Below are 9785 nucleotides of genomic sequence, written 5' to 3'. Positions count from 1 at the left end.
GAGGTACCCGGTGACGTCCGTCCAGCCGGCCGGAATTGGGTAGACAGCGTAGGGTCCGGCGGGCCCGGCCGCGATCGAGCTCCTCACGACGCCGCCGGAGCCTAGGCCGCCGAGCGCGGCGGCGCGACTGGCGGCCAGGACGAGTCGTTCCTCGGCTAGATAGTCAGCTACCGCACGGCCATCCTCGAGCCATGTCGCCATCGCGTGTTGCAGCATTCCCGCGGTGTTGTAAGTGTGGCTAGCACGGACCTCGGCGATCAGCGCCGCGAGCAACTCGGGCCGGGCCACTACCGCACCGATGCCCCAACCGTTGCAGTTGAACTGTTTGCCGAGCGATCGCACCGCGCACCAGGGCAGTTCGGCGGCTTCGGGCACATTGAGGAGCTCCTGAAGCGCGCTCGTCGGTCGCGATGCCGGATCCATGAATCCGTAGTAGGCGTCGTCGATCAGCACCGCGGCACGATGCCTGATGGCCAGGTCAAGCAACGCTCGGACGATCTTGATGTCCCACGAGTAGCCAGTCGGATTGTGCTGAGCATTCACAACGACCAACCCGATGCGGCCTCGGGCGGTCGCCTCGTGTTCGCGCAACGCGTCGGGCGTCGGCACCCAGCGCCCGGGGGCACCGACGAGGTGGCGCACGCGCCAACCGGCGGGCTCAATCACTCCGGCGTAGTCCCAAGACGGACCGACTACAAGCGCCTCGGTCCCCGCCAGCTCAGGATGTTGACGCACCGTCAACTCGGCGAAATCGCGCATTACTAGCCGCGTGCCCGTCCAGCTAACGGCGACCTCGTAAGGCGCCGTGCATGCTTCGAGTCGGTGGGTCTCCCGCAGGTAATCGGCCAGCGCAGCCCGCAGACGTGGCAGGCCGTACATCGAAAGTTGATACCCGTGTGCCGAAGCCGGAACATCGCGAAGTGCTGCGATCAACTGCGGTGGTGTCCGGTCCCATGTCTCGCCCAGACCGAGCATGAGCGGCTCGCGGTCGTCGCGTCGCAAATTTGCCGCGAGCCACTCCGCATCCGGCAGCCGACTGGAGAGCACACCGTGCTCGATCAGCGGGATGACGACCTGTCTCATGGTCCGAAGACCCGTCGAGTGCGATGCAGCACGGGTTCGGGGTTGGGGTGATTTGCCCGGTAAATCAGGATGTCGTACCGCGCATAGGCGAGATTCTCGTCGAAAATCTCGTAGAAGTAGGTGAGACGCCGCTCTGCCGCGGTGCGTCGCGCCGGGTCGAGGCGCTGTAGGTGGGGCTGTTCAAATACTCGCTCTGCGTACGCGGCGATCCGTGCGGGTGACTGGCGAAGGTATTCGTAGGTTTCCTGCTCGATGAGCGTCGACCGCTCGTCGGCGAACAGGTCCGGCCAATAGTCACGGTTGGTCAGCGGTAGTTCGACGCCGATTGCATCTCCCACCGCGCGCCGCAAGTCGTCGGGCGGCGGGCGGTGGTAGTAGATGGGAGCCACCGCGAGCACTCCCCGAGGCCTCAACACGCGGTAGTACTCGTCCCGCGCCGCTCGGTTGTCAGCGATGAAAGATGTGACGTTGCTGCAGAACACCAAATCGAACGACGCGTCACCGAAGGGCAGGCCAAGACCGTCGCCGACAACAAACCGCACGTTATCCAGCCCGTGCCGCGCAGCCTTGTCCCGTGCGAACGCGGTCGATATCGGGTTGATGTCAACGCCGGTCACCTCGCCGTCGATCCACGAGGCGATCTCAATGGCCGAGAATCCGGTGTTGCTGCCGACTTCGAGGACTTTAGCCCCCGGCCTCAAGCGGCTGAACTCGAGCACGCGGCGGACAGTGTGTCCGCCACCGGATGGCATGTTCGGTTCGTTGATCGCGCCCACCAGGCGAGAGAAGTCGAGCGCGGCAATCTCTGCAGCTGAAAGGTCCTCTAGGGCAACAAACTTGGCGCTAGTCATCGCCGCGCTCGCTGAGAGTGACTGGCGGCAAGTGCAACTCAAGCGCGACAGCATTGGCGGTCGCGCGGCGCACCCGCACCCGGGTGACCTTCTCCCATGCCTGGCTGCGTGACAACGCCCCGGCCCGGACGTGGTGTGCCAGCTCGTACATGTATGGATGAAACCCGTGCCGGGCGATGTGGTGCAGTGTCAGATAGCCGTTGAGGCGGCAGTTGGTCGAGCACGAGTCGGTGTCGGCCGGCGCCTCCCAACCCAGCTTTTCGAGCTGCGCGATGGTATCGGCCTCGGAGTACTGAAGCGCGTAGAGCGGGTTGATTAGTCCGATGGGACCGGAGCGTCGTGACGCTTCACGCCACTTATCTAACGTGGCGCTCAGAGAATCCGATGCTGCCGAAAGCGGCCCGAAGTGGCGCTCCACGACATCGGACATGAAGGCGAGGGGTGCCAGTGGCGAGCGACCGAACTGACCAGGCGTCCAGCCGCCCACGAGCAACGGTATGCCTCCTTCGTTGGCGAATCGCAGGGCGCTCGCGAGGACCATGCTGATGCATGACCCGCAGCCCGCCGTGGAGTACTTGGTCGTGTCCGGGCCGAACTCGGTGATCGAGCTGATGCGGTAAAGCTCGTGCATGGTGGGTGAGGGCGGGCGGAAAATCACGTGCTCGACGCCGACTGCATCGAGCACCCGGGCCATGTTTCGAGATACTCCGGCAGATAGGAAACCGTTGTCCAACGTGAACGCCACGACCCGGAGTCCGAGTTCTTCGACGGCGATCTTGAGCGCTAGCGAGCTGTCCTTCCCGCCGCTGAACAGCGCCAGCGCGTCGTGGGCGCGCTCGGCTGTGCGGTCAAACGCCGCCGCGATCGCTTCGTCAAGGGCCGTGCGACTCGTGATGACTCGCTCTTCTTCGTCGGTGCAATAGGAGCAGATACCAGAGTCGGCGAACGAAATGGCCGGAAACGTCTCCGGCAGAATGCATTGGCAGCAGATCTGCTGGAGATACTCGACCACGATCTCGCCTTCGCGTTCGTGTATGGCGATTGATGACACTACGACCCCCTGCTGGGCGTTGGCCTGAACACGGTCAACGTGCGCGCCGTGGCGTCCAGTCGGGCAAGGCCGCCGACTGGCAGCGTGACCCGCGGCTCGGTATGGCCGAAGTCGACGTCTACCAGTACGGGCATCGCGCGTCCTGCGAGCGCCGCCAAGATTACGCGATCGAACGCTTCCTCACGGCCGCGTTGCGGGGGGCGACAGTGCCGACCGATGACCAGGCCGGCGATGCGATCCAGGGAACCCGAGAGCGACCACTGCATTAGCAGGCCGTAGAACTCCTCGGGTCCGGTCTCTACAGCTTCTAGACACAGGATCGCGCCGGCAACATCGGGAAGGTAAGGCGTGCCGAACAGCCGGCTCGCCGTCGACGCGCAACCGGGGAGCAGCCAGCCCTCGGCCGCACCTGACACCAGGCAGCGCCAGCCGCCAGGCTGCAGCTGGCGCGGTCGTATGTCCTCGGCATCCCACCACAGCAGCTCATCTGTCCAGACACCCGGCTCGCGCAGTTCCGCTACGTCCGAACGGCCGTCCAATACGCGAGTCAAACCGGTGTAGGTGACGTCGTGCAGGCCGTCGAACTCGCCCCACTCCGAGATAACCATCGGGCCGTGAAAAGTAATCAGGCCGGTGCGCGCCAAGACTGCCCACAGCACCGAGGTGACGTCGGAGTAGCCGATGATCGGCTTGCGAGCGGCCGCTACGCGGTCGAAGTCGATGTGGGGGACGACCGCCAAACTGGTGTATCCCCCGACTGCACAGATGACCGCGTCGATCTCGGGGTCATCGAGCAGGTCATGCAAGTCTGCCGCGATCTCCTTCGGTGCGGCCGCAGTCAGGCCGTCGTCTGCGGTGGCAGTTCGAGCGAGACGCGGCTGGAAACCCCGCGCCCGGAGGGCGTCGAGTGACCGCTGCAGACGGCGCGGGAACCGGGCAGGAGCCGGGGATGATGGAGTCCACACGCCAACGACCGGCCGCGGGGGAAGTGCAGACGGCATGTGGACGGCTCTACCGAACATGAACCTCCCAGCGCGCAAGGGTTTCCTTGCGTCCGAGGATCGCTATGCACTCATCAAGGGACAGAGTCGTTGCCGGGGCGCCCAGCAGGTCCAGTAATCGCCTGTTGATCTCACCAAGATCGATGTTGTCGCTCGCTGAGAGCACCCGGGTGATGTGCCGCAGTTCCCGTCGGAGCGACACCGCTTCGGCTGCCGCGTGCAGCCACTTGGCGGCTGGTGCCTCAAGTTGCTGGGCTGCCGGCGCGTTGGTGACGAACCGCAACAGTGGTCCGATCTCGTCGATGCGTCGGATGCGCTGTTGGAGCACGGGCGCGGCGCGCTTGGCTAACGCCATAGCGCTCGGCCGGTCAAGGCCGCTTGAGACCAAGGCACGTGCCGCTTCCACTTCCACGAGCGCTCGGGCGGCTGGGGAGCGTAGATACTTTTCCGCGGTACGAATAAGCGCGGGCAGCGACTGGTCGACGAAGTCTTTGCGGCTGATACGGCGGTAGTCGAAGTCGGCGACCTGCTCCTCGAGTGTCGATATTCCCGCCGCGCCGCCGTAAGCGATCCCGCCGTAATAGGCCAGTACCGCCTCTGGCGGGATACCCGACTCCCGCAGTTCGTCAAGAAAAACGAGGTGCCCCCGGGGCAGAAATTGATCGCCGATGGGCAGCCCCAGCGTTCGCACGAGCGGGTGATGAAGATACAGGGGTTGGTCGAGCCCCAGAGCGCTGTGCAGCAGGGCCTGCGGCGCCATGTTCGAAAGGCCCTCTACCCCACGAATTACGTGACTGATCCGCATTGCGGCGTCGTCCACTACCACTGTCAGGTGATAAGTGGCCCAGCCGTCCGGGCGGTAGATCACGAAGTCGCTCAATTGTTGGGCGGGCACCCTGACCGCGCCGCGCAGCAAGTCGTGCGAAACGATCTCGCCGCTGTCCGGCGTCTGGAACCGTATGCACGGTTCACGGCCCGCGCGTCGCGATGTCTCCACGTCAGCGATCGAGACATCGCGACAGTGGCCGTCATAGGCGCTGTGGGTTGCGCCCGGAAGTCGTGCGGCGCGAGCAACAGTGGCCAGACGTTCGGGCGGGCAATAGCAGCGGTAGGCGTATCCGCCGTCCAGCAGGCGGTCAACGGCGTCCCGGTAGAACTCCAGTCGTTGGGATTGTCGGTAAGGGCCGTAGCGGCCCCCAACCTCGGGTCCCTCGTCCCAGTCAAGTCCGAGCCAGCGGAGTCCGTCCGGGTAACTCTGCAGTGCTCCCGGCTGCTGCCGGTCGATGTCGGTGTCGTCCAGGCGCAGCACGAACGTCCCGTTGAATCGACGCGCGAACAACCACGCGTAGAGAACGGTCCGGACGATGAACCCCGGAAATGCGATCTCGCCGTTCGGTGCGAACCGAATGCGGACGTCCGACCTGTCGGGCTTCCCCGGAGAAAACTTCGTACCGTTCACGTTTCAGGTGTGCATAAAGCCGTAGGTGCTGTTGCACCTAAAAACTTCCTCGAGTCGAAGATCCGTCGCCTCTCCGCGTAGATAGCGAGCGGTGGCTGCAAGTTTCGCCGACCACTCCTCGGGGTTTAGCGCGGTAGCGACGTCCTTCACGTCAGGGCGCTCGAGATGGAATTTGGCCATCGCGCTCTCAAGGTATGCGTTTGGGATCGTCGTCGTTTCGGCGGCTAAGAACAGGGTGATGGTCGGAGCATGAGCCGCGCAGGCACGGTCCACCTCGACGTCGTGGACGCAGTCGGTTGGCATGTAGTAGCTGTGGCCGGTGCGTAGATCGACGCGGTCCTCGACCTGGCTGAGATATCGGGTGGCGACGTCGGTGTGCGGTGGCCACACGCCGTCGACGCGCTGGAGCGGCACGCCGCTGTAGCGCGTGTCGTCGCCGCTCGGAGTGGCCTCGTCGCGGTAGATCGACTGCCGCATGCTGCCGATCGACACGTAGGACACGAAGGAATAGGGATGCGAGTGCGGCGGTTCGGCGAGCACCCCGGGTTCGATTCGCTTCGTTCTCGCGAATCCCTCCACGTCGACGTTCGGCTGCCAGATGTGGATGCTGAGGAACCACATGGCGATGGGGTAGCCGCACCGCTCAGCGACCCCACCTGCCGGGCTCATCGTCCCAGCCGTCGCTCTCGTGCCTGACACCAGCGCGAGTGTCTGCCCTGACCACCCGTAGATGCAGTGCATCCGGGCGTTTTGCGACCCTGCGGCGAGTCGAGCTTCGGCTGGGTCGACGGCGCTCAGCGACGCGCGGAGCAGCTCGGTGAACGTTGCTAGGTTGTCCGCGCGACCCAGGGTCCGCACGAAACTGTTCATGCCGGAGATCCGCTCGGCACCGTGGGGCTTGGCGCGCAGGCGATCGAGAATCCCCTGCAACTCGAGCAGCGGCGTGTATCCCGACTCGCCGACGCGTTCGAGGATGTGGTTAACCGCGGCGACAACGGACGGGTCGGTGTATCCCGTGGTCAACTCGTCACGCGAACGCCCGAGTGAAAATTCATTGCGCGCATCAGGCGCAAACATGCGTGCGGTCACGTCACCTCGGTTCCCCACGAAACCTGCGATTACCAGCATGTAAATCCTAGCTACCGGGAGCGGGTTGTGTGGGATGTCATCGACTTTGGACGTAGGTCCAAGGCTCGCGCGGTAGTTGCTTCGGATCGAACCGGTCGAGGATCTCAAACGGCGTGCTCATGGACCATCCGAGTGATGCATGGATTTGCGTAGACACTGTTTCAGCGTCAATCTCACGAAGAGTCAATGCTTTGTCGCGTTTCGCAAGCCGCTTTCCGGCAGCGTCGAGCACCAACGGCACGTGGGCATAGGTGGGCTCCGGGTACCCAAGCAAGTTAGCGAGATACGCTTGTCGCGGCGCAGAGGACAGGAGATCGTCTCCGCGGGTTACCTGGTCTATCCCCGATGCGGCATCGTCGATGACGACGGCAAGGTTGTATGACGGAATGCCGTCGCCGCGACGCAGCACGAAGTCGTCAACGACACCGGTGTATTCGCCATGCAGAACGTCCGTCACTGTGTATGTAAGGGCGGCTGCTCGGAGACGTAGAGCAGGCGGACGCGCGATCTGCTTGCGCCGTTCGGCCCGCTGACTTTCGGATAGATTTCGGCAGGTACCCGGGTATGCGCTGGGGGGCGAGTGTGGCGCTTGGGGCGCATTCACAATGTCTTTTCTGCTGCAATAACACTCGTAGGCGAGGCCGTCCGCGACCAACTCATCGATCACTTCCTCGTAGCGCGCCCGCTGTGCGGATTGCCATTCGACGGGGGCGTCCCACGTGACACCTATTGCCGCCAGATCGGCAAGCTGACGTCGACCCACGTCGGCGGCCGCACGGTCATCGAGATCCTCCATCCGCACGAGAAATCGTCGGTTTGTGGAACGAGCGAATAACCACGCTAGGAGTGCAGTCCGCAAATTACCGACGTGGAGGTCACCAGATGGACTCGGAGCAAATCTCCCGGCACCCGCAGTCCTTGGCGCTGCCGTGTCGGCGTGCCTTGCGCGGTCGGTCACAACTGCAATCTTGCCAGGAGGATGCGCCCACAACGATCTACCCGGTGATCAGCCGACTCGTCGAGGCCGGGGCCCGGGAAGGCCTGCAGCAATGTTCGGTATCGGCAGTAGAACACCGTCAACGTGCTGGACGTCTGACCTTGACCGAATGCATCGTTCCTGCGACGCTGGTGACTCGATGAACATCTGCCGGTCGTATGGTCGCTGGTAACCACGCCGTCCGGAACGGGCTTGTTGCGGCTGGGTCTCCCGACCTCGTGGATCTGGCTGACACCTATGCCGCATTGACGGGCCGACGGGCCGCTCTTTGTGACTCTGTGGATGCTGTCCTCGATCTGAGGCCGGATGTATTCATTGCCACTTTTGAGGCGCTCATCCCCGAGTTGCTTGATGCGCTGTACGGATTCAACTCCCTCGATTCCTGTGCCGGAGAGCGCTCTGCACCGGGCATTCTCACCGGCGTCGCCAAGGCAGACGTACACGCGCATCTGATGCAAGCGGCGGCGGCCTTTGCGCGCACCAGCAACACCAGCCGAGCGACCGAGATTTACCCAGCAGCTCCGTTTGGCGTAGCTCAGGCAGGCGACCATGTCGTCATCGGTGGCCGGGCGACGCGAAAAGACGTGCTCGACGCACTATCGAGGCCCAATGATGTATTGACCTTGGTCAGCCACGGGGACGGTGTCGACGCGTTCCTCAACGGTGCGTTGACGGTCTGCGCGATGCCTGATCTGGCCGGGCCTGCGCAACACCCGCACACTCCGTACTGCATGGAAACCGGACAATGCTTCCGTCACAAAGTCTCAGTAGACGAGGCTATTCGCTCCGGATTGACAATATCGCCGAAAGTGATTTCAGCACGGATTGTGGTTTGGTCGGTTTGTTACGGAATATTGAGCCCGCGCGGCCCGATTGACCCTCGATATGGCTTTCTGCCTCCTATGCTCACCGCGAGCTCGATTGGCGCTGTTGTGACAACAAGCGGAGTTGCGCTGACCTCCCCGAGTTCAGTGGCGCAGATCGTGTCGTCCATTTACCAGGGCGGCACTCTCGGTGCGGTCGTCGCCGAGTTCAACAGGAGGCCAGAAGCAATTGCGGCAGGCTTGCGCTTTTATATCTTGGGCGAACCCGATACTCGAGCGTCGTCTTCGCTCAGCCCGCTGAGCGCAGCGTTTAGCTCTCTGCAGCATCAAGTGGAGGTCCCGACGAATGCGGATCGGCAGGGTGTGACTTTCTTACGCCACTATCTGCGGCACGCGGAGGCGAACGCGACGGGAGACATCGCGGCGCGAGCACGGGCGGCCCGTCTGGCTGCCGAATCTTACGACGAGTCCAACGTTGACGCGCATGACGCGGAGCGAGGTCGGTCTGCGCCTGGCCCAAAGCTGCGAGCGCTACTCGTCGACTTCTTTGCTTCCCGCGGTACGGTCATCTCGCAGGATTGGCTCGGTATGGCAGTGGGGGACCTTCGCACACCAAGCGGCAACTGCGGGGGCTGCGCATCGCAAACAAGCTCCGCAGAGTATGTGTTCCACGATCCCGTGATCTCACGTCGCATACTGACGCTGTGTCCGGCTTGCGGGGTGGTCGTCGACGCCCCTGTCGACTTCGGCCTCGAGGTATCGATCTCCAATGGCCGAATGCGTCTCACCGGCGATTTTTCGACAGGGGCTTGGAAGATCGTCGTGCGGATCGGCTGCCAGGACGACTCGGCGAGCATGATTGTCGAGTGGCCGAGTGAATCGACCGGCCGCCCTTGCGAGTTCATTGACTGCCAACACTCGTGGCCTGGTGGTTCTCTGCGGGTCGCAGTCATCGCCATTCGTGGTGCCTCAGTCGGCATTTTGTCCTTCGCGGCCCGCGCGACACCGGACGGAAAACTCTGGGTCGCGCGGCGCGAGCCGACACTGGTGAAAGCAGACTGCCGAGTTCTTGCGGATTCAATCGGTTCTTAGGCGCGGGCCCACCACACTCGGAGGTGTTCGTTCGAATCGAGGTTTGGTCGGGACCTCCACATTCTCAGTGCGATCTGACGTGCAGGGGTTTAGGATCATTGCGCATGGGCAATGTAAACGCGGATACCTGGGCAGCGGTAGCGGCATTCGATGCCGCGTCCAGCCTGATTGCTGCTGAGATCATTGATGGTGAAGCCATGATTCTCGACCTGAGGAGTGGCCGCTACTTCAGCACCGACGGAGTGGGGGCCGAGATTTGGCGTGCGGCAAGCAGCGGGGTGCCGATGGGTGTGATCGTG

At 63.4% G+C, this 9785-nt stretch carries 9 protein-coding genes; 2 read left to right on the top strand and 7 right to left on the bottom strand.

All coding sequences use genetic code 11. The features are described 5' to 3' along the window. From ADBZ6I_RS12910 to gluQRS, 7 genes are all read right to left on the bottom strand, one after another. A partial coding sequence (locus ADBZ6I_RS12910) for an aminotransferase class I/II-fold pyridoxal phosphate-dependent enzyme (RefSeq protein WP_526384437.1) occupies positions 1–1083 on the bottom strand: 1083 nt, incomplete at its 3' end. Further along, positions 1080–1934 carry a class I SAM-dependent methyltransferase gene (locus tag ADBZ6I_RS12905; protein ID WP_526384435.1) on the bottom strand — a complete coding sequence of 285 codons (855 nt, stop codon included), beginning with the start codon at positions 1932–1934 and terminating at the stop codon, positions 1080–1082. The genes ADBZ6I_RS12910 and ADBZ6I_RS12905, both read right to left, overlap by 4 nt. Further along, positions 1927–2985 carry an adenine nucleotide alpha hydrolase family protein gene (locus ADBZ6I_RS12900; protein WP_526384433.1) on the bottom strand — a complete coding sequence of 353 codons (1059 nt, stop codon included), beginning with the start codon at positions 2983–2985 and terminating at the stop codon, positions 1927–1929. Before ADBZ6I_RS12900 ends, ADBZ6I_RS12905 begins: the two co-directional genes overlap by 8 nt. After that, positions 2985–3986 (bottom strand): S66 peptidase family protein, encoded by a 1002-nt coding sequence (locus ADBZ6I_RS12895; protein WP_526384431.1) that lies wholly within the window; start codon positions 3984–3986, stop codon positions 2985–2987. Before ADBZ6I_RS12895 ends, ADBZ6I_RS12900 begins: the two co-directional genes overlap by 1 nt. A gap of 10 nt (positions 3987–3996) precedes the next feature. Next, positions 3997–5445, bottom strand: a complete 1449-nt coding sequence (locus ADBZ6I_RS12890; protein WP_526384429.1) for a glutamate--tRNA ligase — start codon at positions 5443–5445, stop codon at positions 3997–3999. A 3-nt stretch (positions 5446–5448) separates the two neighbouring features. Then, positions 5449–6534, bottom strand: coding sequence for a hypothetical protein (locus ADBZ6I_RS12885; protein ID WP_526384427.1), 1086 nt, complete (start codon positions 6532–6534; stop codon positions 5449–5451). Positions 6535–6610: 76 nt separating this feature from the next. Then, positions 6611–7531 carry a tRNA glutamyl-Q(34) synthetase GluQRS gene (gluQRS, locus tag ADBZ6I_RS12880; protein WP_526384425.1) on the bottom strand — a complete coding sequence of 307 codons (921 nt, stop codon included), beginning with the start codon at positions 7529–7531 and terminating at the stop codon, positions 6611–6613. 257 nt (positions 7532–7788) lie between these two features. On the opposite strand from gluQRS, the gene ADBZ6I_RS12875 reads away from it, so the two are divergent. After that, positions 7789–9486: a hypothetical protein gene (locus ADBZ6I_RS12875; RefSeq protein ID WP_526384423.1), complete on the top strand. Its 1698-nt coding sequence runs from the start codon at positions 7789–7791 to the stop codon at positions 9484–9486. Between the two features lie 104 nt (positions 9487–9590). Then, a partial coding sequence (locus ADBZ6I_RS12870; protein ID WP_526384421.1) for a hypothetical protein occupies positions 9591–9785 on the top strand: 195 nt, incomplete at its 3' end.

It is taken from the genome of Mycobacterium sp. (assembly GCF_044342925.1).
In the GTDB taxonomy this organism is placed as follows: Bacteria; Actinomycetota; Actinomycetes; order Mycobacteriales; family Mycobacteriaceae; genus Mycobacterium.
The sequence above is the reverse complement of the archived record's forward strand: the minus strand, read 5'-3'. Positions and strand labels throughout refer to the sequence as shown.

Bases quoted from the DNA above. Each gene is read 5' to 3' on its own strand.
- ADBZ6I_RS12895 (WP_526384431.1), bottom strand. From the start codon at position 3,986: ATGCCGTCTGCACTTCCCCCGCGGCCGGTCGTTGGCGTGTGGACTCCA.
- ADBZ6I_RS12905 (WP_526384435.1), bottom strand. From the start codon at position 1,934: ATGACTAGCGCCAAGTTTGTTGCCCTAGAGGACCTTTCAGCTGCAGAG.